The sequence below is a fragment of the Providencia sp. genome (assembly GCF_040396775.1).
In the GTDB taxonomy this organism is placed as follows: domain Bacteria; phylum Pseudomonadota; class Gammaproteobacteria; order Enterobacterales; family Enterobacteriaceae; genus Providencia.
Genome location: NZ_JBEBNT010000028.1, coordinates 1 through 24,002 on the forward strand (window position 1 = coordinate 1; position 24,002 = coordinate 24,002).

At 41.3% G+C, this 24,002-nt stretch carries 22 protein-coding genes and 1 tRNA gene; 10 read left to right on the forward strand and 13 right to left on the reverse strand.

Annotated features, from left to right (window positions below; all coding sequences use genetic code 11):
- Positions 1 to 91: 91 nt before the first annotated feature.
- The 4 genes from ABWP91_RS18855 to orn all read right to left on the reverse strand — a co-directional run bounded on the left by ABWP91_RS18855 (position 92) and on the right by orn (position 1,742).
- A tRNA-Gly gene (locus ABWP91_RS18855) sits at positions 92 to 167 on the reverse strand.
- A gap of 246 nt (positions 168 to 413) precedes the next feature.
- Positions 414 to 815: a type II toxin-antitoxin system tRNA(fMet)-specific endonuclease VapC gene (gene vapC / locus ABWP91_RS18860; RefSeq protein ID WP_353244541.1), complete on the reverse strand. Its 402-nt coding sequence runs from the start codon at positions 813 to 815 to the stop codon at positions 414 to 416.
- Entirely contained in the window at positions 808 to 1,050 is a 243-nt protein-coding gene (gene vapB / locus ABWP91_RS18865) for a type II toxin-antitoxin system VapB family antitoxin (protein WP_353244542.1), read from the reverse strand. Before vapB ends, vapC begins: the two co-directional genes overlap by 8 nt.
- 146 nt (positions 1,051 to 1,196) lie before the next feature.
- Positions 1,197 to 1,742 carry an oligoribonuclease gene (gene orn / locus ABWP91_RS18870; RefSeq protein ID WP_353244543.1) on the reverse strand — a complete coding sequence of 182 codons (546 nt, stop codon included), beginning with the start codon at positions 1,740 to 1,742 and terminating at the stop codon, positions 1,197 to 1,199.
- 104 nt (positions 1,743 to 1,846) lie between these two features.
- Here orn and rsgA point away from each other — a divergent pair, with 104 nt between their 5' ends.
- The 4 genes from rsgA to ABWP91_RS18890 all read left to right on the forward strand — a co-directional run bounded on the left by rsgA (position 1,847) and on the right by ABWP91_RS18890 (position 7,691).
- Complete coding sequence (rsgA, locus tag ABWP91_RS18875; protein WP_353244544.1) at positions 1,847 to 2,899, forward strand: small ribosomal subunit biogenesis GTPase RsgA; 1,053 nt, start codon at positions 1,847 to 1,849, stop codon at positions 2,897 to 2,899.
- 182 nt (positions 2,900 to 3,081) lie between these two features.
- Entirely contained in the window at positions 3,082 to 3,978 is an 897-nt protein-coding gene (gene asd / locus ABWP91_RS18880) for an archaetidylserine decarboxylase (RefSeq protein ID WP_353244545.1), read from the forward strand.
- 33 nt (positions 3,979 to 4,011) lie between these two features.
- Complete coding sequence (gene mscM / locus ABWP91_RS18885) at positions 4,012 to 7,353, forward strand: miniconductance mechanosensitive channel MscM (protein ID WP_353244546.1); 3,342 nt, start codon at positions 4,012 to 4,014, stop codon at positions 7,351 to 7,353.
- 8 nt (positions 7,354 to 7,361) lie between these two features.
- On the forward strand, positions 7,362 to 7,691 hold the full coding sequence (locus ABWP91_RS18890; protein WP_353244547.1) for a hypothetical protein: 330 nt from the start codon (positions 7,362 to 7,364) through the stop codon (positions 7,689 to 7,691).
- A gap of 11 nt (positions 7,692 to 7,702) precedes the next feature.
- On the opposite strand, the gene ABWP91_RS18895 is transcribed toward ABWP91_RS18890, so the two are convergent.
- From ABWP91_RS18895 to pldA, 5 genes are all read right to left on the reverse strand, one after another.
- The gene (locus tag ABWP91_RS18895) at positions 7,703 to 8,506 is read right to left on the reverse strand and encodes a tetratricopeptide repeat protein (RefSeq protein ID WP_353244548.1); all 804 of its coding nucleotides are present in this window, start codon (positions 8,504 to 8,506) and stop codon (positions 7,703 to 7,705) included.
- Between the two features lie 252 nt (positions 8,507 to 8,758).
- Entirely contained in the window at positions 8,759 to 9,568 is an 810-nt protein-coding gene (yigL, locus tag ABWP91_RS18900) for a sugar/pyridoxal phosphate phosphatase YigL (RefSeq protein ID WP_353244549.1), read from the reverse strand.
- 13 nt (positions 9,569 to 9,581) lie between these two features.
- Complete coding sequence (gene pldB / locus ABWP91_RS18905) at positions 9,582 to 10,577, reverse strand: lysophospholipase L2 (RefSeq protein WP_353244550.1); 996 nt, start codon at positions 10,575 to 10,577, stop codon at positions 9,582 to 9,584.
- Positions 10,578 to 10,596: 19 nt separating this feature from the next.
- On the reverse strand, positions 10,597 to 12,423 hold the full coding sequence (gene recQ, locus ABWP91_RS18910) for an ATP-dependent DNA helicase RecQ (RefSeq protein ID WP_353244551.1): 1,827 nt from the start codon (positions 12,421 to 12,423) through the stop codon (positions 10,597 to 10,599).
- Between the two features lie 113 nt (positions 12,424 to 12,536).
- A complete protein-coding gene (pldA, locus tag ABWP91_RS18915; protein ID WP_353244552.1) occupies positions 12,537 to 13,430 on the reverse strand; it encodes a phospholipase A in 894 nt (297 codons plus the stop codon).
- Between the two features lie 156 nt (positions 13,431 to 13,586).
- On the opposite strand from pldA, the gene ABWP91_RS18920 reads away from it, so the two are divergent.
- From ABWP91_RS18920 to ABWP91_RS18935, 4 genes are all read left to right on the forward strand, one after another.
- Positions 13,587 to 14,057: a thioesterase family protein gene (locus ABWP91_RS18920; protein WP_353244553.1), complete on the forward strand. Its 471-nt coding sequence runs from the start codon at positions 13,587 to 13,589 to the stop codon at positions 14,055 to 14,057.
- 169 nt (positions 14,058 to 14,226) lie between these two features.
- Positions 14,227 to 15,120, forward strand: a complete 894-nt coding sequence (rarD, locus tag ABWP91_RS18925) for an EamA family transporter RarD (protein WP_353244554.1) — start codon at positions 14,227 to 14,229, stop codon at positions 15,118 to 15,120.
- A gap of 801 nt (positions 15,121 to 15,921) precedes the next feature.
- The gene (locus ABWP91_RS18930) at positions 15,922 to 17,274 is read left to right on the forward strand and encodes an APC family permease (RefSeq protein WP_353244555.1); all 1,353 of its coding nucleotides are present in this window, start codon (positions 15,922 to 15,924) and stop codon (positions 17,272 to 17,274) included.
- Between the two features lie 102 nt (positions 17,275 to 17,376).
- The gene (locus ABWP91_RS18935; RefSeq protein ID WP_353244556.1) at positions 17,377 to 19,095 is read left to right on the forward strand and encodes an amidohydrolase; all 1,719 of its coding nucleotides are present in this window, start codon (positions 17,377 to 17,379) and stop codon (positions 19,093 to 19,095) included.
- Positions 19,096 to 19,257: 162 nt separating this feature from the next.
- Here ABWP91_RS18935 and ABWP91_RS18940 read toward each other — a convergent pair whose 3' ends face one another.
- A complete protein-coding gene (locus ABWP91_RS18940; protein ID WP_353244557.1) occupies positions 19,258 to 19,401 on the reverse strand; it encodes a Hok/Gef family protein in 144 nt (47 codons plus the stop codon).
- Positions 19,402 to 19,920: 519 nt separating this feature from the next.
- Between ABWP91_RS18940 and ABWP91_RS18945 the strand changes: the two genes are divergently transcribed.
- A complete protein-coding gene (locus ABWP91_RS18945; protein ID WP_353244558.1) occupies positions 19,921 to 21,054 on the forward strand; it encodes an RNA ligase RtcB family protein in 1,134 nt (377 codons plus the stop codon).
- Positions 21,055 to 21,056: 2 nt separating this feature from the next.
- Complete coding sequence (gene prfH / locus ABWP91_RS18950) at positions 21,057 to 21,665, forward strand: peptide chain release factor H (RefSeq protein ID WP_353244559.1); 609 nt, start codon at positions 21,057 to 21,059, stop codon at positions 21,663 to 21,665.
- A gap of 52 nt (positions 21,666 to 21,717) precedes the next feature.
- Here the strand turns inward: prfH and ABWP91_RS18955 are convergent, their stop codons facing one another.
- From ABWP91_RS18955 to ABWP91_RS18965, 3 genes are all read right to left on the reverse strand, one after another.
- Positions 21,718 to 22,146 carry a hypothetical protein gene (locus tag ABWP91_RS18955; protein WP_353244560.1) on the reverse strand — a complete coding sequence of 143 codons (429 nt, stop codon included), beginning with the start codon at positions 22,144 to 22,146 and terminating at the stop codon, positions 21,718 to 21,720.
- A gap of 180 nt (positions 22,147 to 22,326) precedes the next feature.
- Positions 22,327 to 22,911 carry a 2OG-Fe(II) oxygenase gene (locus ABWP91_RS18960; RefSeq protein WP_353244561.1) on the reverse strand — a complete coding sequence of 195 codons (585 nt, stop codon included), beginning with the start codon at positions 22,909 to 22,911 and terminating at the stop codon, positions 22,327 to 22,329.
- Positions 22,912 to 23,162: 251 nt separating this feature from the next.
- The gene (locus ABWP91_RS18965) at positions 23,163 to 23,906 is read right to left on the reverse strand and encodes a hypothetical protein (protein WP_353244562.1); all 744 of its coding nucleotides are present in this window, start codon (positions 23,904 to 23,906) and stop codon (positions 23,163 to 23,165) included.
- Between the last annotated feature and the right edge of the window lie 96 nt (positions 23,907 to 24,002).

The following is a 24,002-nucleotide window of genomic DNA, read 5'->3' on the forward strand; positions in this document are numbered from 1 at the left end:
CGCGACCCCGACCTTGGCAAGGTCGTGCTCTACCAACTGAGCTATTCCCGCATCACGAAAATAGTGCTTTAGCTAAAACATCAAGAAAGCTTGGAGCGGGAAACGAGACTCGAACTCGCGACCCCGACCTTGGCAAGGTCGTGCTCTACCAACTGAGCTATTCCCGCATACCATTTCTGGATGTTTTCCGTGCCGACGCTATTACAAAAACTTCATCGGTACGGGGAGCGCATTATACGAAAAATTCAGAGACTAGCAAGCCTTTGCGCTCAAAATTTTTATTTTTTTGTTCGTTTGCCGACAAAATAGTCACAATGGTGGTTTTATCAACAAACGTTGTAAAAATCTGATTTCAATACATTAACATTGGTAACTTTTAAAGTTTAGATGGGTATACAATAACAATTAACCGCTTACTTAACCCAATCTTCCAACCTTAAGCCATCAACTATCTCAAACTCTCTGGTATTATTTGTCACCACAATCAAGCCTTTGCTTCTTGCATGAGCAGCAATATGCAAGTCATTTTCGCCAATTCGTCGGCCTTGTCTTTCAAGAGATGCTCTTATATCTCCATAATGAAAAGCGGCTAAATCATCGTAAGGTAAAACCATTAACCGAGAAACAAAATCACTCACTACCGCAAGGTTTTTAGCGGGATTCATACTTTTCTCCGCTCCAAAAACAAGTTCAGCTAACGTTATACTTGATATCGCTAGCTGGCTTGCATACTGATTAAACTTAGGTAATAAGGATTCTGGACGGCGCTTTATCGTAAAAATAACAATATTTGTATCAAGTAAATATTTAATCATCAAACGATTCTCTTTGTGTTGGAATCTGCTCTGCTCGTGATGATAAGAAATCATCGGTTATTGCAGGTTCAGACAAAAAGAAGCTATCCCATGAATTTTGAACAGGTGTAATTATTCGTTCTTTGCCTTTCGCTCTGACAATGACATCCTTCACATCATCAGGAAAACGTAATTCAGCGGGTAAGCGAACATTTTGGGTACGATTACTCATAAAAACTTTACCATGCTGGATCATATGAGCCTCCTCAACCAATGCAATATAGCATAAGTATATAGCAGTCTTGTTATTGTTGCAATATTGAGCAAAAAAGGTAACCCCTCAATTTTTATATTAAAAACAAAAAAACCGCCTCAAGGGCGGCTTCTTCGTTAATTCAACATTTATTCTTTGATAAATGTTTCTCGATAATAAGCCAGTTCAGCGACTGATTCGCGAATATCATCAAGCGCTTGATGGGTATTTTTCTTCGAAAAACCCGTTAAAATTTCAGGCTTCCAGCGGCGAGCAAGTTCTTTTAACGTGCTCACATCTAAATAACGATAATGAAAATAGCTTTCTAATTCAGGCATATAATTAAATAAGAAACGTCTATCTTGCCCAACGCTATTACCACAAATTGGTGATGCGCCTTTAGGAACCCATTTTTCGAGGAACTCAATCGTGGCTAGCTCTGCTTCACGTTCGCTTACGGCGCTTTTACGCACACGCTCCACTAAACCGCTGCCTGTATGCGTATTCACATTCCATTCATCCATCAAAGCCAGTTGCTCATCCGTCTGATGTACTGCAATCACAGGGCCTTCTGCTAAAATATTAAGATGGCTATCTGTTACAATGGTCGCAATTTCAATAATGCGATCACGAACGGGATCGAGGCCGGTCATTTCTAAATCGATCCAAATTAAATTATTCTCATTCTTTTGCATGATATACCCTAACTGCATTCTGTGAAGTTAAGGTATGATAGCACTCTTCATGCCTTAATGCGTGAGTGATATTCCAACGACAGCCAATAGCGAAGAGAGGACAGGTGGCTAAACAGAAACTTTCGAAAGGCCAACAGCGCCGAGTTCAAGAAAATCATCAAAAAAGACTGAAAAAGCAAAAAACAGTCGAAATTGATGATAGCCAATTAGGTGAAGCACAAGAAGGCTTAGTGATTAGCCGCTTTGGGCAACATGCTGATATTGAAGCGAACGATGGCTCGATTCAACGCTGTAATTTGCGCAGAACCATTTCATCCCTTGTTACAGGAGATAAAGTGGTGTGGCGCCCTGCCTTGAATACACAAGCAGATATCAAGGTTAATGGCATTGTCGAAGCAGTTCATGAACGCCACTCGGTACTCACACGTCCTGATTACTACGATGGTTTAAAACCAATCGCTGCAAATATCGACCAAATTGTTGTCGTTTCCGCGATTTTGCCAGAACTTTCGCTCAATATAATCGACCGTTATCTTGTTGCCTGCGAAACAATTGGCATTCAACCGATTATCGTCCTTAACAAAGTTGACCTACTCGATGACGAAAACCGTGAGTGGGTGAGCGATTTAATGACCATTTACAGTGAAATTGGCTACCAAGTGTTAGAAGTCTCCAGCCATACTAATGAAGGAATGGAAGCACTTACTAACGCGCTAGCAGGTAAAGTTTCAGTATTTGTTGGGCAATCCGGTGTTGGTAAATCCAGTTTGCTCAATGCATTGCTTCCGCATAATGAAGAAGCCATTTTAGTTAACGATGTTTCCGATAACTCAGGTCTGGGGCAACATACCACGACCACAGCCCGCTTATACCACTTCCCACTCGGTGGCGATGTGATTGACTCTCCTGGTGTTCGTGAATTTGGTTTGTGGCATTTAACCACGGAACAAGTGACGAAAGGATTTGTCGAATTTAAAGCTTACCTTGGCGGATGTAAATTCCGTGACTGTAAACATTTAGATGATCCAGGTTGTCTGTTACGTGAAGCCGTAGAAACAGACAAAATTGCAGGGTCGCGCTTTGAAAATTACCATCGCATCCTAGAAAGCTTGGAACAAGTGAAGCCACGTGGCAATTTCACCGGAAAAGAGAAATAAAGTTAGTAAGCACTTACAATTTTATTACTCAATTCTTTGCTCTAATTGACGCTAATTTGCGCTAAATAGTTCAAGCTGTCGCTGGATGATAGCCCCATAATGCGACAGTTTGAAATACAACGAATAAACTGTGTACAATAGCGGCCTTTTCGCTAACATACCTTTAAAAATCAGAGGTTAACGTGCTAGATAAATTTAAGATCCGCTTGCAATATATGCTTCCAAAACAATGTCTTACTGAATTTGCGGGCTGGTTTGCAAGTCGGAACGCTGGGTTTCTGACACAATGGGCAATTAAGCTGTTTGCTAAAGCCTATAAAGTGAACATGAATGAAGCGCAAAAAAGCGAACTCACTGCGTATGCAACCTTTAATGACTTCTTTATTCGTCTGCTCAAAGAAGACGCTCGCCCGATTGTTGAAAAAGACAACCAATTGGCACAGCCAGCAGATGGTGCTGTGAGCCAATTAGGCCCTATCAATGAAGACCAAATTTTCCAAGCTAAAGGCCATAACTATACCGTTGAAGCCTTACTTGCGGGTCAATATCAATTAGCAGAACGTTTTCGTGGCGGCGAGTTTATTACCACTTACCTTTCGCCAAGTGACTATCACCGTGTTCACATGCCATGCGATGGCTTGCTGAAAGAGATGATTTATGTTCCAGGTGATTTATTTTCTGTAAATCCATTAACCGCACAAAACGTTCCAAACCTATTTGCGCGTAATGAGCGCTTAATTTGTGTCTTTGATACCCCTGTTGGTCTTATGGTGCAAATTTTAGTCGGTGCCACCATTGTGGGTAGTATTGAAACGGTTTGGAGTGGTTGCGTAAATACCAGCCGTGAAGGCGTCATCAAGCGTTGGGTTTACCCTGAATTAGATTCTGAAGGTGCAGTATTCCTGAAAAAAGGTGAAGAAATGGGGCTGTTTAAGTTAGGCTCCACGGTGATTAATTTGTTTGAACCAAACAAAGTCACCTTTAACTCCTCACTGATCCCAGGCTATGCAACACGCATGGGTGAATTGCTCGCCGAGACGGTTTCCGTTGAGACTCACAATGAATCTGTCGACGTTTAATTTGCGCTTATGTCTTTGAAGGAGCTCCTCACTGTGCGTTTGATTATCAGTTTTGTACTTAGCTTGTTAATCGCTTTTTCTTCTGTTGCGGCGCCTACAGCATCGCAGGATGAAGCACAGATTAAGCAGGAGCTCAAACAGCTCGAATCGAGCACTAACCCGAAAGACGCCGAAATTGCTCAGGCGTTACAAGGGGCGTTGAATTGGATGAGCGAAACCCGCGATTCCGACGCCAAAGCCAAGTCTTACCAAGAAGCCATTGATAATTTCCCTAAAATTATCAAAGAAATACGTCAAAAAGTACTTAATGAAAGCGATGAGCCAAACCCTATTCCTGTTGGGATTAATTTAGGTGAACTTGAGCAGCGTATAATCCAGCTGAGCAGCCAGCTATTGGACCAAAGCCGCTTAACGCAGCAAGAGCAAGATAAAGGCCGTGAAATCAGTGAGTCATTAAGCATATTGCCTCAACAGTTGTCTGAAGCAAGGCGCTTGCTCACCGAAGCAAATTCCCGTTTCCAATCCCTCAGTGCGCCTTCAACACCGTTATCTGATGCGCAATATACCTTGGCTCAAGCCGAAGTAAGTGCTCGCAAGTCTACGGTAAATGAACTGGAAATGGCGCAGCTTTCTGCCAATAACCGCCAAGAAATATCTCGCCTAACCTTGGAGTTGTATAAAAAGCGCTATCAACGCATGGAGCTTGAACTGCAAAACCTGCGTGATTTCCAAAACACTCAGCGCCAACAAAAAGCAATTTTGGCACTTGAGCACACGGAAATGTTGGCGGCACAAGGGGAGCTAACCCCCTTCTTAACCGAAGAATTAGATATTAACCGCAAAATGTCTCAAGAGCTGACTCAGCAAGCTCAGCGCATGAGTGCGATTAATACTAGTCAAACCGAAATGTCCACCAGCATTCGCGATGCTCGCCAAGCACTAACGACAATCCGCGAACAAGCTCAGTGGATTAGCAGCTCAAGCACGCTTGGGGAAGCCTTAAGATCGCAATTATCTCGCTTGCCAGAGATCCCCAAAAGCCAGCAGCTTGACCGCGAAATGGCAGATTTACGCGTTCAGCGCTTAAATTACGAAGATGCCCTTGATAGATTAGGTAAAATTGATACTACCGAGCAAGAAGCGGAGCACGCGCTTAATCCTGCACAGGTTCAAGTCTATCAATCGCTGATCAAAACGCGCCGAGAACTGTTAACGTCGTTAATTTCAGGCCTTGATGCTGAGATGTTGGAGCTCACGAAGCTCAACGTGGCGACGGGGCAATTAACAGATGCACTCAAAGAAGTTAAAGACGCATCAAACCGTTATCTGTTCTGGGTGGCCGATGTGCCCCCCATCAGTATCAATTACCCCGTTTTATTAGTCACAGATATTACACAATTACTCTCTTTGGATACCCTCTCCCAAGTGGCGGGAGCATTGAATGTGATGCTGACCACGCAAGATACCTTTTTGTATCTGTTGGGCTCCATCATATTGGTCATATTCAGCGTAAGTACGCGCAAGCATTATCAAGCATTCTTAGATCGCTCCAGTTTGCGGATTGGTAAAGTTACCCAAGACCGTTTTTATCTCACTATTCGAACCATTTTCTGGTCAATTATCGTTGCCTTACCATTACCAATGATGTGGTCTGCTATTGGTTATGGGCTACAAAGTGCATGGCAATACCCCATGGCAGCCGCGATTGGTTACGGGGTCAGTGCGACTACACCACTACTGTGGCTGTTTATGATCAGTGAGACGTTCTCTCGACCGACAGGCTTATTTATTGCCCATTTTGGCTGGGATAAAGATGCAGTAAAACGAGCCATGCGTTATTACCGTATGGCGATATTTGTTATCGTCCCATTGGTCATGTCGATTATTACCTTCGAACATTATAGCGACCGCGAATTCGCTGCCAGTGTCGGCCGCTTCTGCTTTATTTTCCTCTGTGTAGCATTAAGCTTAATCACCAATAATTTACGCCGTTCCCAGATCCCGCTTTATTTGGATAGGCACAGTTCAGGGGACAATGTTGTTAATAAAGGTTTGTGGTGGATGATCTTGCTTGCCCCAATTGTGGCGGCATTCTTCTCAATCCTCGGCTACTTCTCAACATCACAAGCGTTACTTGCCCGCTTAGAAACCTCTGTAGCGATTTGGTTTGTGATTTTAATTATCTATCACACTATTCGCCGTTGGATGTCGATGCAGCGCCGTAAACTGGCTTTTGAACGTGCGAAACAACGCCGTGCTGAAATCCTTGCTCAACGAGCAAAAGGGGAAGACGATAACGCACAATCAAGTGGTAGTAACGAAGGGAATATTGATATCGAGGAACAAGTTATCGACCTCGATACCATCAGTACTCAATCTGTTGGCTTAGTGCGCTCAATTTTAACCATGATAGCCTTGGTTTCCTTGATTTGGCTGTGGTCTGAATTACATACGGCGTTTTCTTTCCTTGAAAACATTCGCTTATGGGATGTGACATCTACCATCAATGGTGTGGACACCGTACAGCCGATTACAATGGGCTCTATTTTTATCGCGATCCTAACCATTATCGTCACCGCACAATTAGTCCGAAATTTGCCTGCACTGCTTGAATTAGCCGTATTGCAACATTTAGATTTAACACCGGGCACAGGCTACGCTATCAGCACGCTCACGAAATACACCATTACCATTATTGGTACCATTGTTGGTTTCTCAATGTTAGGTATCGAATGGTCGAAGCTACAATGGCTGGTTGCTGCGATGGGGGTTGGGCTTGGCTTTGGCTTACAAGAGATCTTCGCCAATATTATTTCCGGCTTGATGATCCTTTTCGAAAAACCTATCCGTATCGGTGATACCGTCACTATTCGTAACTTAACGGGCAGTATCACGAAGATCAACACGCGTGCGACGACCTTAACGGACTGGGATAGAAAAGAAATTATTGTACCGAATAAAGCCTTTATCACTGAGCAATTTATTAACTGGTCGCTCTCCGACACTATTACTCGTATTGTAATGACGATCCCTGCCCCCTCCGATGCGAACAGTGAGCTAGTCACCAATACCATTTTGCGGGCAGCAAAACGCTCTACAATGATCCTAGACAACCCTGCTCCTGAGGTTTATCTGGTTGATTTACAACAAGGTATTCAAATATTTGAATTACGGGTGTATGCCGCAGAAATGGGTCACCGTTTGCCAGCTCGCCATGAAATTCACCAAAATATTTTAGCCTCCTTTGCAGAACAAGGTATTACCTTACCGTTCCCACCATTCCAAGCAAGGGTGGATGTGCGCGATAACTCACTGCAAAGTGCGACTAATAACCTTTCTGCGCGAAATCCTTCACGTAAATCGGGTGAGCTGTAGGCTGTATCATGGCACAGCGTTTAAGCGATAAAGACGAAGAGATTCTATTGCGAGTCACCCAACTCGAACGAGTTGGGTCGATTTTATTCTTTTTGATCCCATTAATTATCTTATTAATCGTAGGAAAAGCATTTGCCTTCAAGATACTCTATCTCTGGCAAGCCTATTGTCTGTTTTATATTGTGGTATTTCGGATAATTGCCGCCAAGCTTTCAACTAAGCCATTGCAATTAGAGATCCGACGAGGATGGGGGTATAACCGCTTTTATCGGCTGAGCTGGTGCTACTTTGTACTATCAATCATCGTGATGGAGGGAGTCCAGCTGTTCTCCCGCTAGTGCGCTAAAATTTAGCTATCTTTATGCCCGTAGGATTTGATATACCCTTCCGCCAGCTTTTGCGCTTGCTCCATTTCAGTTGGGTCTAATTGGGCTGCGATTTTCTCTTGTAGGCGATGGCTTTCCGCATTACCGCTATACACAGCAGTTGATAGCCAAGCGTAGGCTTGTAATAAGTTTTTCTTCACACCACGCCCTTCAGAATACATCACTCCGAGGCGATCTTGGGATTTCGCATCATGCTGTTTCGCCGCTTTACGGAACCAAAATACGGCTTTTTCATCATCTAAATCAACACCGCTGCCAATGGAATACATTTGGCCAATATGGAATTGAGCGATAACATTTCCCCCTTGTGCCGCCTTTCTAAACCAAAATGCAGCTTTTTCTAAATTCTGCGCCACACCAAGGCCTTGCGCGTACATCATCGCCATATTGGTTTCTGCACGTGTATCACCGTTGTCTGCCGCTTGTTCATACCACAGCATCGCTTTGTCATAGTCACGGCGAACACCAAAGCCATTGACAAACATGGTACCTAGCCGAAACTGGGCATCGGAGTTACCTTGGTTTCCTGCCTTAATAAACCACTCGGCAGCAATTTTAGAATCTTGGGAAACACCTTGGCCTTTGAAATAACGTTCACCCAGTTGAAATTGAGCCGTTGGGTCACCTTTTTGCGCTAACTGTGTAATTTGCTCCAAGGTAGGCTGTTGCGTTGATGAGGCCGCTGTCGGTGCGACGACAGGCTTAGCGGTTAAGATAGAGCTAAAGCAAACAGAACCCAACAACAGTGCTAACGCAACTTTTTTCATCCTAAAGAACCCTCAACAGTGCAATTTGCTAACTGTGAACACAGCGCTATCCATTAATATCGACTCGAACACCCATTCCCATAGTGTAAATTCAGTTTAAGTAGGAAAAAATAGGAAAAGTGACCTAATTTTTACAAAAAGCACGTTTCGCTGCATAACACACGGGCTATCCTCATTTTTAATCCAGATATATGAAAAAAGCCAGACAAACATTGAGTCTATCTGGCTTATTTATCTCATAAAAATAGATTATTACTGATTAAGGTATTGATGTCTTAAATAACGCGCAACTGCATCATCCGCATTTGAACCAATAATTTCCATTTGTGGTAAGGCATCTTTGAGCAGTTGATGAGCATTTTGCATAATGCAGCCTTTTCCTGCGATGGTTAGCATCTCTTTATCATTCATGCCGTCACCAAATGCAATACTGTCATTCGCTACCAAACCATGTAACGCAGCGACTTGTTTGAGGGCTTCTCCCTTAGAAACCGCCCCTGCCATCACTTCTAAGCAACTACGCAGCGAAAAAGTAACGTTTACTCGGTCTTGCCAACGGTTTTGAATTCGTTGCTGTAAATCCACCAGAAGGTCGTGATCTTCACTGGTAAAATAGACTTTGCACACTTCAGATTTCACAAAATCATGACGGTCAAACAATTGATAATTAAATACCGATTCTTTAAAAAACTCTTTTTGTTCAGGGCTTTCACGGTTAATAAACCAGTCATCACCATGGTAATAGTTCGTGATAAGTTCTGGGTTATCAAACTCCATCAAGCAAAGCTCATGGGCAATTTCAGGATCCACATTGTGCTCAAAAATTAAATCCCCTTGGGTATTATGGATCCTTGCCCCATTAGAGGTGATCATATAGGCATCAATACCTAACCCATCACGGATTTGTGCAACATCCACATGATGACGACCTGTTGCAAACACAAAATGCACATTCTGTGTTGCGACGAGTTCTTTTAATGTGTCTTTGGTATAAGACGTTAAATCATGGTTGGGTGATAACAGTGTCCCATCCAAATCGGAAGCCACTAACGGATATTTCATATTCAAACCCTAACTAATACTGGTCAAAAAAATCACAGATAGCATTGAGCGCCATGGCTCTTAACGCATCCACTTCAAATAGGATTTCATGGTGAGCCCCTTCGATAATGAGGGGTAATTTTTCTTCTCGTCCTATTTGCGCTTTTTGCCGACTTTGACAAAAAGCTTGTAGCTCTTTATTGCTGACCACTTTTTCTTCACTTGCTTCTAACACCATCAGTGGTACATCAATTTCTCCCGCTTTTGCAATCAGCTCATCACCAATCGCAAAACTTTCGCGTAACCAGTGGTATGTTGGGCCACCAAGTCGCAATTCTGGGTAATCCGCATAGTAACGTAAATAGCGCCGATAACGCTCTGAACTATGGGTTAATACGTTGATTAAATACGGCAAAGGTTGCCACTTACCCGTTGAAGCCGCGTAATCATTACGCACACTTTCACGTGATTCGGCTCTATCGACGATAAAGCTCGCCATCCAACGTGGCATCGGCAAATTAATGCCAATCATTGGTGCACACAGCGTTGCTGCGTCAAAGGTCACATTATCACGCAGTAGGTAACCCGCTAAAATTGCACTTCCCATGGAGTGGGCTAATGCATAACACTTCGGGTAATGGCGATACTTAACTTCTAACTCAATAAACTTTTCAAAATCATCAATATAATCGGTAAATTTTTCGACATGACCTTTTTGAGGATCCGCTAACATGCGCCCTGATCGCCCTTGCCCACGATGATCAAGAATAAAAACATCATAACCTAAGTGATAAAAATCATACGCCACTTCGGGGTATTTCACGTAGCTTTCGCTGCGACCTGGCGAAATGACAATGGCTTTATGATGCTTTGGATGAATAAACCGAACATAGTGAATAGAGATATCATCAACGCCCTGAAAACTCAGCTCTTCACGGCGCTGCCAAAAGTCTAAAAGTGGGCCATTGGCAAAAGCTGAAAACTGTGTTTCTCGAGTTAACCAGCGCTTTTTTAGGCTTTCAGGCGTCATCCTCGTATTCCTTATTTATTCATTCATAACCTTCAAGGTGGTCTCGGATGAGAGTCATAAATGACTCGCCAAAACGCTCAAGTTTGCGCTCGCCAACGCCATTAATTAACAGTAATTCTGCGGGGGTTGTCGGAACATGCTCTGCCATTTCAATTAATGTGGCATCGTTAAACACCACAAATGGCGGGATATTGTCCTCATCCGCTATCGACTTACGTAATTTTCGCAGTTTGGCAAACAGCTTCTTATCATAATTGCCATGGTAAACTTTGTTTTGCTGATTACGGCTTTTTGTGACTAAAACACGCGGTACAGCAAGCTGTAACGCAGATTCCCCGCGTAAAATAGGCCTTGCCGCTTCCGTTAATTGCAGCGCCGAGAAATGGGTAATATTTTGAGTGATCATTCCTAAGTGGATCAATTGGCGGATCACACTTATCCAATGTTCATTACTTTGATCTTTACCAATGCCGTAAACTGGTAATTTATCATGGCCCAAATCACGAATACGTTGGTTATTCGCCCCACGCAGTACTTCAACAATATAGCCGATACCAAAGCGCTGACCAACACGATAAATACAAGAAAGTGCTTTTTGAGCATCAATTAACCCATCGTATTGTTTTGGTGGATCTAAACAAATGTCGCAGTTCCCGCAAGGCTGCTGGCGATTTTCGCCAAAGTAATTGAGCAACACCAAGCGGCGGCAAGTTTGTGCTTCAGCAAAGGCGGCAATCGCATTAAGTTTGTGCCGCTCGATGTCCTGCTGCATACCTGCGGGCTTTTCTTCAAGGCAACGGCGCAGCCACGCCATATCCGCAGGGTCATAAAATAAAACTGCTTCGGCTTCAACGCCATCGCGCCCTGCCCGCCCTGTTTCTTGGTAATAGGCTTCGATATTACGTGGGATATCAAAGTGCGCCACAAAACGGACGTTTGATTTGTTGATCCCCATACCAAACGCCACAGTCGCGACCACAATTTGCAAGTTATCTTTCAAGAAAGCATCTTGTACCCACTCACGCTGTTGGCTATCGAGCCCTGCATGGTATGCCGCGACACTCAAACCGCGCTTTTGTAGGCGTTCTGCGGTCTCTTCCACCTTACTGCGGCTATTGCAGTACACAATGCCCGCTTTACCTTTTTGGCCTTTAATAAAAAACCAAAGTTGGTCCAATGGCTTATATTTTTCGACTAGCGTGTAACGGATATTCGGTCTATCAAAGCTACTTACATGAACGAGTGGATCATGGAGTTCCAATAAACGAATGATATCAGTTCGTGTTGTTTCATCAGCCGTTGCGGTTAGTGCCATAACAGGCACATTGGGCAACGCTTGGCGCAATTGCCCTAATGCACGATATTCAGGCCGAAAATCATGCCCCCATTGGGAAATGCAGTGGGCTTCATCCACCGCTAATAACGTGATGTCCCAACTGGAGAGCTGATTGAGAAAATACTCGGTTAATAACCGTTCAGGGGCAACATACAGCAGTTTTATCTCACCATTGCTGCATAACTCCATGATTTGGCGCTGCTCTAACGGAGTTTGTGATGAGTTTAAACACGCCGCATTCACACCATGCAAACGCAATTGGTCAACTTGGTCTTTCATCAAGGAAATCAGCGGTGAAACCACCAATGTCACACCTTGTTTTACCAGTGCAGGCACTTGATAACACAAGGACTTTCCACCACCTGTTGGCATTAATACTAAACAATCACGGTTATCTAAAATAGCACCGATAACCGCATCTTGGCCGGGACGGAATGACTGATAACCAAACGTACTATTGAGCACGTTTTCAGCCAGTGAAAGTTGGTTAATGACACAAGCAGTGGACACAAACTTCCTCAATCTCTAAAACAAGTCGCTGCCCATTTGAGCAGCGAAATTGTTGGTTTATGACACGGCAATTCAGCCATGTCAGATAATATCGGGGTGGTGGGGAATCTAAACTACATCATATCGTTTAGCATAACACCAATACCAAAACGTGTTTGGCGATAATTGTAGTCTATCATTGACTCGCCATAACCGCTAAATAACTGGGTATAAAATCGCACATGTTTACTGATTGGGTAACTCCAACCTAATTCTGCGCCGCCATACCCTGTATTCCAATTATAACGACCCGTGGTGGTAAAGACACTGTCCCCCAGCGCATAGCCAACTTTTACGCGGTAATACCCCATGTATTTTGTGATATCCGAGTTATCATCGCTGCCTTCACTTTCATGAATGCGATACCACGGTTTAAGGTCAACCTGCCAATTGCCATTTTGTGCCATGGCTCGTGCATAAATACGGTTCCAACTGCGGGATGTTGGATCAGAGCGGCCATTGGATTCATGGTTAAAACCCGTTTCAAATTCACGTAAAGTCCAACCCGCAAATTGATAATCCGTTAACCAGCCAACAAAGACTTGAGGTTCGTAATTGGTTTCCCGAAAAGGAGAGGACTCTTTTTTATTGCTTAGCTGCCACCAAGAACGCTGAGTATACGAAACCGCTAAAATAGAATCATCCCCTGCGATACCCGCCCAAAGTGGGAATGCTAAGCTTAGTTGAAATTTAACTTCATCCTTTAACGCATCGTCACCCCAGTTATAACTGGAAATTGCGTGTTTATTCATTGAGGAGGTATAGGTATAAATAATGTAATTAGATTCGTAAGGATACAAAACAAATGGATTATCGTAATTTTGCAATAAGCCAGAAATAATGCTGCCACGAATTGGCGTATTATCCTTTATATTCTGTTCGGCTTGAATATCCGTATTTTCAGTAGCAAACAGTGAAGCAGACCAAAAACAGAGCACTGCACTTATCAACATCGGTAAAGCGCGCATTAGTCATTCCTATTTTCATTATCATAAAAATAAAGTTTGTCCTATTTTACACATAAAACACTATCGCTGTTGAAAGATTATTCATACGTTTGTTAGAGACATAGTTAACACATAATGTTAACTTTCTATTTACATATTATTTAAGGGATGAAACCGATGAATGACCGTACTTATACTTTAGAAGAAGCCAGTGAGTTAATGAGCCACGCATTTATCTATAAAATGCCGTTTAATCAGCTACTCGGCATTAAACTGGCACATATTAATGACGACTTTGTTCAACTCACCATTGAAAATCGCCAAGAATTAATCGGCAATTTTACACAAAATATCCTACATGGTGGCGTGATTGCTTCTATTTTGGATGTTGCTGGGGGTATGGTGTGTATTAATCGTATTTTACAGCGTATTAACCCCCTCACTCATTCAGAAATTGTGGATAAAATGTCACGAATGGGCACCATTGATTTACGTGTCGATTATTTGCGTCCAGGTCGTGGAGAGTTATTTACAGCGAGTGCAAGCTTACTGCGAGATGGTAATAAGATTGCCGTCACACGTTGTGAACTACATAATGAAAATAATCAACATATTGCAACAGCAACAGCGACTTATCTCGTAGGATAAACCATTCTTGTAAATAATTAGTTACCTAGTAAACTAATAGCTTGTAAAAAAACATGAGCAATGTCACATTAGAAGCATCAAAAATCGAGCCGCATGATCTGCATAATCTACGGCTCGTTATCTCTGTATAAGTTTCTTTTTTGTCTTTAATTCAATTTCAGAGCCAACAATGAGCCAGCAAAATACTACCAAAGGCGTATTATGTGCCTTAGGCGCCTATTTTATTTGGGGTGTCGCACCTATTTATTTTAAAAGCATCCAAGAAGTGCCCGCAGAAGAAATCCTGACTCATCGTATTATTTGGTCATTTTTCTTTATGCTTTTGTTATTAACGGTAACGCGTCACTGGAGTTATTTACGCCAAGTACTCAAACAGCCCAAGAAAATATTAATCCTTGGCGTAACAGCAAGCACCATTGCTTGTAACTGGTTAATTTACATTTGGTCGGTTAATAATGGCCACATGCTACAAGCCAGCCTTGGCTATTTTATCAACCCACTCGTTAACGTTTTATTTGGGATGCTGTTTCTACAAGAACGTTTTCGCCGCATGCAATGGATAGCCGTGGGTCTTGCTTTAACTGGCGTCTTAATCCAACTCTGGCAATTCGGTTCTGTCCCTGTGATTGGCTTAAGCCTTGCAGTGACTTTCGCGACGTACGGGTTATTACGTAAAAAACTGGGCGTGGATGCCCAAATTGGAATGACCTTTGAAACACTTTGGTTGCTCCCTGTCGGCATTATTTTCTTGTTATTCTTTGCAGATAGTCCAACTAGCAACATGGCAATGAATGATTGGCATCTCAACGCCCTGTTGATTGCTGCAGGGGTCATTACGACTGTGCCATTACTGCTATTTACAGAAGCGGCTAACCATTTAAGACTATCCACACTCGGTTTCTTCCAATACATAGGGCCAAGTATTATGTTCTTATTGGCAGTCTTTATGTATGGTGAAGTCATAACTTCTGAACTGCTAATCACCTTTGGGTTTATCTGGGTTGCATTAATTTTATTTACATTAGATGCATTATACACTCAACAAAAGCTGAGAAAGAAATAACGCTTATTGTATTCTCGTGTCTCAAATAACCGTTAATTAGCCCTAAACTCAAGCACCAACGCCTATTTTATATTTAAAGCGGCGTTGGTGTTTCATTATATGGAACTAAAACAATTAATTTCATTAATGAAAAAACTCATTAATTTAATTTTTCATGCTCTATGCGTTTTATTTTAAATAACTTTAAATTAAATAGATTAATTATCGTTAAGCATTTTTGTTTATATTCTATAATTTAAAATAAAAAAGAAAAATCAATAGGTTAGGGCAAATCAATTAAGCTTGATTTTCTCCTAAAAATGACTATCATTTAACTTATCTTAAATTCACTTCAATTAATATCTCATCCACTAAACAACTTATTGAAATAAAAGTAGTTGTTTATTTTTTTCAATTAATGATTGCTTAATAGGAACTTGGTAATTATATTGTACGCCGCTTGTATTCACCCCAGCGGATGGTGATGGTCCGATTCATCACTGACGTTTCATTAAAGTGCGCACGATGACATTCAATTTAAGATGTCCTGGTGCGAGGTTTTCTGAAATTGAATACAGCCGGTTCTAAAATTTAATTTAATACAATCATGTAGCGGTAAGACTCTAAATAATTCGAAAACACAACTAGGCGGCAAGCAAGAGAGTCGCTAGGAGCATACAAAAGTATGTGACTAGTGCGAACGCGCAAAGCCAACAACGTTGTGATTCGAAGTATGACGAGTACGGCTGCATTTTAGGTCCGCTCCGCCTGTGCATTCAGACAGAGTTGACGTTGTTAAGGGCTTTTGGGAAGGGCTTCAAAATGCAACAGAATACCGTTCAAATGAAACGCGTACTGACCACTCCTGCGTTAGTTTTTTTCGGGCTGGCCTATATGGTGCCACTCGGAATTTTCACCACCTATGGGCAAGTTACTGTATTAAGTGAAGGGCATCTGCCTGTCGCTTATTTAATTACATTAGCTGCCGTCTTTTTCACTGCCATGAGCTATTGCCGCATGACTAGCGCGCTCCCTCTTTCGGGGTCGGCTTACTCTTACGTGCAAAAAACCTTTGGCGGCACACTGGGCTTCTTGGTGGGTTGGGCACAATTGCTCGACTACCTATTCCTACCGATTATTAACTACATTGCTATTGGGATCTTCGTCCATGAAGCTTTTCCTGATATTCCAATGTATGTGATTATTTGCAGCACTATTACGATTGTTAGCATTATGAATATTTTGGGAATTAAATTAGTTTCCTCAATGAATATGCTCATCATTCTGATGCAAATCGTCTTTATTGGTGTATTTTTATACTTAAGCTTTAAAACATCGTTTGTATTGGATACCGATGCTTTATTAGCGCCAATTACTGTTATGGCAGATCAAGTCCCCGGGCTGTTTGCGGGTGCGGCAGTATTATGCTTAGCATTCTTAGGGTTTGACGCCATTTCAACCATGGCTGAAGAAACTAAAGATGCGCGTAATGCATTACCAAAAGCGATTTTATACACCGTATTTATCGCTGGCACCTTATTTGTCGTTATTTCTTATGGCGCACATTTAGTGTACCCAATGTGGCAAGATTTTATTCCGAACACAGATATAGCTAGCCTTGCAGTGATGAAACAAGTTGGCGGTGCGATGATGGCATCCAGCTTTATTACCGCTTATGTTATTGGTGTGTTTGCTTCAGCCATGACATCACAAGCCAGTATCGTGCGGATTTTCTATGCCATGGGCCGTGAAGGAGTATTACCTCGTTCGCTGTTTGCCTATTTACATCCGCGGTTGAATACACCGATTTACTCAATTATCTTTGTTGCGGTCGCGTCTTTGCTGTCACTGGTGCTGTCTTTAAGCATGGTCGCATCGATGATAAGCTTTGGTGCACTTATCGCCTTCACCTTTGTGAACTTATCGGTCATTAAGCATTTTTATATTGACCGCAAAGCGTCATTAGATAATACAAAAGTGATTACTTGCCTTATTATGCCTTCTATTGGTGTTGTTCTTACCTTATGGTTATGGACAAGCCTTGATAGCGAAGCCTTTAAGGTCGGTTTATGGTGGTTAGCAGCAGGTGCCGTTTATTTGGCATTGCTAACCCATGGCTTTACTCGTCGTCCACCGGCAATTTCTGACGATGAAACTGAGATGATTATTAACTAATCATTCAAAGCCAAATAAATGATTACGGGGAAAGCATTAGCCTTCCCCGTTGTTTTTTTAGCTCTGGCTCTTCTCAAGCGCCACTGATACAGACGGTTTACAATGAATAATCAATTTGCTGACGTTATTTATTTTAACGGTTATATCTATACCGCAGATACCCAAGACCGCATCGTTGATGCGATTGCTGTTCGCGATGGCTATGTCTTAGCCACAGGCTCGTCTGATGAGCTTCATCAATACGTCGGACCAGAAACAGAAAGTATCGACTTAGAAGGCAAAATGATGATGCCTGGCATCATTGATGGCCATATGCACCCTTTTTGGGGTGGAATTCAATTATTCGGCTGCCATTTAAACTATGAATCACTGACCATTAATCAAATTCTTGAACGTGTACAAGATCACTTAGATAAAGACCCGCGTACAGGTGAAAATGATTGGCTAAAAGTCACTGCTTGGTTGCGCCAAGGCATGATCCCTGCGGGTATTGATATGTACCGCGAAGACATGGACAAACTGAATACCAAACGCCCTGTCGTGCTCTTTTCGAACGATTGCCACACACTGCTTGCTAATAGCCGTGCTCTTGAGCTCTTCGGTATTACTAAAGACACCCCTGAGCCACCAGATGGCAAAATTGGTAAATATGAAAATGGTGAACTTAACGGTATTTTAGAAGACGCCCCTGCGATGCGCGCAGCTGATAGCATCCCTTCTATTCGTGATGATCAAGCGATTGAAGTTGCTGAACTCGTGCAAAAAGTGCTTAACCAGCAAGGTGTTACCATGGTGATGGACGCCCGTGTTTCTGAGCAACAACTCGAGGCATTTGCACAATTACAACAACGCGGGGACCTTACAATTCGTTTCCAAGCTGCACGTGAAATCACGCCAGACGAAACCCCTAATGTGGCATCTGTTGCGGCTGCGGTTGATAAAGCGGTCGCCTTTGCTAAAAAATGGCACCAAGCTGATTGGACTCCAACACCGGGTATCGGTTTAAATAATATTAAGATGTTTGTCGATGGTGTGATGCAATTTCCAACCATGACAGCGTCATTATTACAGCCTTATCGCATTAACCAAGGCACCGATGATGCACCAAATTGGGTTGAGACCGACAACTATGGCGACCTCTATTTCACCGCTGAAATCCTAGATGAGCTAATGGAAAAAATTGCGGCGGCAGGCTATGACCCACATTTACATACCGTTGGTGAAGGTGCTGTTTCGATTGTTTTAGATGCCATCGAAAAAATGCGTGCGGCTCACCCTGAAAAAGATATTCGCCCAGGTTTAGCCCACAACGAGCTTGTTCATGCGGGTGATTACGCACGCTTTGCCCGTTTAAAAACTATCGCTTGCTTGTCTTTCCAATGGGCGGCACCAACGCCTGAGCTGGCTGCATTCGAAAAGAATATGCTAGGGGAAGCACGTTTTGAGCAATTAGAGCCAATCGCTAAATTTGTTGATGCTGGTGCAGTTGTCGCATTTGGTAGCGACTGGCCTATCGATGACTTTGATGAATGGTATGACTTAAAAGTCGCAGCAACACGCCGAGGCCATGATATTAATGGCCAACAAGCACCACGACTAGATAATGACCGTGACCTGACCGTGACTGAAGTTCTTCGCAGCGCAACGATTGACTCCGCTTATGCGCAACACAGAGAAGACGTCCTTGGTTCATTAGAAGCAGGTAAATTCGCAGATATGATTGTATTGGATCGAAATGTATTTGAAATCCCAGCGGATGATATTGAAAATGTAAAAGTACTGCGTACAATTATTGGCGGAAAAACAGTTCATATTGCTTAGAAAGCTCTTTATTTAATAATTAAAAATAAAGTGATTAAATAAAATAAACACCCCAAAGATTAAATCGAATCTTGGGGTGTTTTTAATTGAGTGCTTAATTCCAAAACCTAACACAATTAAAAAGAGAAATTACGAGGGAATTAACGCCCTCGTAATACAACATTATTCTTCGTAAGAAAATATTGTCTGAACAACCATATTCCCATGACTAATAACGACATAACATAACCTGTCGCGTATTAATAACGAAACACCTAACACGGTAATACACGCTGATACAAACGCAATCACTGCGAACTTGCTCATTTCCCTTGACCTCTTAATTGTTAAGAGGCACAATCCTAACTGTCTAGGTTTGGATCGGGCCTCGTTGGTGAATAATAACTAACGGGGCTTTTTCATTTCTGATCCAAAATAAGTCACTTGAACCAGAAAGGCTCAAGCACCCAACCGCAGAGTAGCAAAATTTTATATTTTATGCACGTTTTACCTCGAGAGAATTCTTATTTAAAAAGATTTATTTAGATATCATTAAAAGAATAGATAAATAGAATTTTAAATAAAAATCTATTTTTAAATCGTCATTTAAATTTTTTATTTTAAGAAAAGGACTAAAAATCTTATTCAAAAAAATAACACTTGCAAACAAAAACACATCCCGCTAATATCCGCAGCGTTTTCTACCCAATAACAAACTGCAAGGAGGTTTATCATGACAACAACTAATCAAACTCTTTGCGGGCATACTCAATACTAGGTTTTCTCTCTATTCAGTTTTGCCTGCTAATTCACCTTATTTTTTAATTAGAAATGAGTTAATGACTTATGGGCAATACCTTTCATTCTGTGAGCGAACACGTCAGTTATATCGCCACGGAAACAACTTGGATTGAAAGTAAAGCAATCCAACAATTACAAACTACTGCAAACCTACCCAATATGGTATCCGTTGTTGGTATGCCAGATCTCCACCCAGGTCGTGGATATCCAATTGGTGCAGCATTTTTTTCTGCCAAACGGTTCTATCCAGCTCTCGTTGGGAATGACATTGGCTGCGGAATGAGTTTGTTTCAAACGGATATTAAAAAATCAAAAGTTAATCTCGATAAGCTCGAAAAACAACTTTCTGAGATGCCGGACCATGCGCCATTAACATGGCTCGATGAATATGTTCCTCATGACATGAAATCACATGATTTTATGGCATCACTAAGTTCTATTGGCGGTGGTAATCATTTTGCTGAATTTCAATCAATCGATGAAATATTACAACCTGAATTATTTGCGAAAAGCGGTCTAAATAAACAACAATTGCTGTTGCTTGTTCACAGTGGATCTCGTGGTTTGGGGCAATCTATCTTACGTCAACACGTGGAATGTCACAGCCACAGTGGTCTTTGTGAAAGCTCTGATGATGCAAAAGAATACCTATATGCACATCAAAATGCGCTCAATTTTGCGCAGATAAACCGACGTTTGATTGGTTTACGCATGTTGCAGCAAGTTAAAGCTGCTGGAGAACTCAGCTTAGACATTAATCATAATTTAGTTGAACCTTGCAATATCAATGGCATTGATGGCTGGCTTCATCGTAAAGGTGCCACACCTTCTGACCGTGGCTTTGTGATTATCCCTGGCTCACGAGGTGATTACAGCTATTTAGTTTCACCCCAGCCAAATGAAGTTTGTCTGAACTCCCTTGCTCATGGAGCGGGTCGTAAATGGATGCGAACTGAGTGCAAAGGACGGCTATCACACCGTTACACACCGCTTCAATTATCTCGAACAGCATTAGGTAGCCGTGTTATCTGCGCAAACAAACAATTGATTTACGAAGAAGCCCCACAATCTTATAAATCTATTGATACCGTGATTGAAAGCATGGTGAATATTGGAGTTATTCAGGTCGTGGCTCGGCTAAAACCCGTTATCACGTATAAAACCAGTGGAGAATGTTAATTATGCTATTACAATTTTCCTCTGCACAAGGCCCCGAGGAGTGCTGCATGGCTGTTGAAAAAGCACTTGCCTGTTTTTTACAAGATGCAGCAGAGCTTCGAGTCAGCGTTGATATTTTAGAGTCATTCCCATCCAAGCATGGGGTAAAATCCGCTTTACTTTCTCTTGATGGAGAACATGCAGAACAGCTAGTCCAAGCTTGGTGTGGAACGGTACAATGGCAATGTCAGAGCCCTTTACGCCCTCGCCATAAACGAAAAAATTGGTTTATGAGTGTGATCCGTTTTTCACCGATTCAGCCTCTTGAAGAAAGTGAAATCGAATTTGAATTCACGAAAGCTCAAGGCGCAGGAGGGCAGCATGTGAATAAAACCTCTTCTGCTGTCAGAGCAAGGCATGTGGCAACGGGGATCACAGTAAAAGTTCAATCTGAACGTAGCCAACATGCGAACAAAAAATTGGCTAAACAATTGATACAATGGAAGCTTAATGAGCATCAATCACAACAATTCAATGCATTAGATAAGCAACGTCACCATTCTCATTACCAAATTGAAAGGGGTAATGCTGCTATTATATTTTCAGGTAAAGAATTTAAACGATTGATATAACATAAAAGTTAGTCACCCTTGAGCTATAGGGTGGCTAACTGGCTGAACTTAATTATGGCCGATACAACATCGGGAGTATCTCGATAGGCTGCCTCGCAATATAGCTCTCTTTACCACCCAACATGGATTTATCTTGTAATTGAAAACTGGCTATTTGCTCTCTTAGTATAGCATCAGCGCTGGATTTCTGAATGATGCCTTCTTTCATTGATTTATTTTTAAAATCACAAGGTGTACGATAAATTAATTCAAAAGCTGACTCAATTTCTTCTATTTTCTTATTCACCCCTTCGAGGGTCACTTGGAAATCTTTATTTTCAGCTTCAAGATAACTAATTAAATAGGTATCTTTATTGTTTGAGTTAGTTTCTGATTTTATTTGTTTTTTATTAAAATCAATTAACTCCTCAAGTTCTTTGCGAAACTTTTTTTCTTCATCCAAAATATTTAAATACTCTTCGCTATTAAAAAATAAATTCATAACTTAATCCATCCTTATTATTTCCATTTAAATTAATGATAAATTAGTTGTCATTTATAACCGTATGTAGATGACAAAATTAAAATAGCCAAATAATTTCGAAATTCAATATCTATTTTATTACAGGATGAACAGTTAGCGGCCAGCCTCCTTTCAGAGGCGGCATCAAGGGGGTAAACGCTAGAGAATTTTTTCGGTTAAAAACCAACCAGCTATACTTTCACGTTTTTGTTCTGTAGGTAGGACTTCATGAGGAAATTCTTCTGACATAAAAAAGATCATTCTTCCTGCTAAAGGCTCCAATTTAAACAGATGATTATCGTTTTTATCAAAAACAACAAGTTCTCCGCCATCGCCTGATCTCCATGACTCATTCATATATAAAACCGTTGTGACTTTACGACGGCCAATACCTCGCGGGTTATCTACGTGTTTTTTATAAAAACCCCCATTCGGGTAACGGCAAAAATGTGTTTCAAAGTCCCGCAAGCCTAAATACAACTGGTAATTTAGTGCTTGGCGTATTTCCTCCATTTTATCCATGTAAAGGGCTACGGGAGCTCCCATTTCAGGTTCTAACCATACAGTTTGGTCACCCCGAATCGCTCTATTGCCCTGCAATGAACCTCGATGACCGATACGGGCATCTTGCAGAGTGTTTGGAATACAGTGTTTTATTGCTTGGATATCTGACGAGATCAAAAAATCGTCCCACACATACCAGCCCTGTGTGGAGAGTGAATCAATAAGTGTATTAATTGACATGATAAATATTAGGAAGGTTGTTCGGTAAAACTTTATACGGCATGGCGCAAAAAAAATAAAATTAAAAACTTAAATCTTGATGATTAGCTGATTAAATCAAACTTAAAGACCAAAAATTTTAACCAATGAAAAAAATTCACTTTTAAAAACAATATGTTCTTAGAAAACTATAAAAATTAAACGTGGGAGAATACAACTCACTGATCTCCCAACCGTGTGTACTTTTAAATCACTTGATTAATTACATCCCATTACCAGATTCTTGCTTGTGCCGTTCTATGCATAGACAAACCAAGGTTACCCGTTTTTTGGTAACTTTCTGCAAATTGCCCTGGTGTTGCTGAAATCGTTCCTTCCCTAAGTACCTCGAACCCAGCCCCATAATCTGCGAGAACCACAGCTGGGTCATACAACTCTTCGTTAAGATTCAACTTATTTTTCATTTTAGAGAGAGTGATATTGAAACAGTTTTTATTGGCATCATTAATCAGTATTTCTGACTCGTATTGTAAATTTGCAATATTTCTTTCGCTTTTGTTGTACTCTTTTAGCAAGTTTAATAGATTTTCATTTGCTTTCGAGCTCTTTCTTATATGAAACATTTTACTCTTCTTCATTGGCGCCCCCCAAGAGTCAATATTTTTAATTTGTCTATCAAGATCACGAACATAGGCTAAGTCTTGCGCCATGCTATAATCACCATGTTCGTCTTGATTTATATTGAATATTTTATTACTTAAAGCTAAATGGCTTTCTCTTATAGAATTATCTGTCTTTTCACTATTTTTATTCAAATTAATCTTTAATAATTCAAGTGAATTCTTAAAGGTTGACTTCCCCCTAAAACTTTCTCCGTCTATATCATTAATATTTTTTTCTATTGCTTTTATTAATGATTTAGTAATTTCATCCTTTTTTATTAATAACTCATCCATCTCCAGAGATTTTAATTTTAATTCATCTAAAGAACTATTAACATTAGCAGTGTTTTTCATATATATTCCTTTATACATAAAAATTAATTGATTCGAAAAAATAGTAAAATGAAATTCAAAAAATAACAAATTTTTATTTATTATGGTTATTTTATT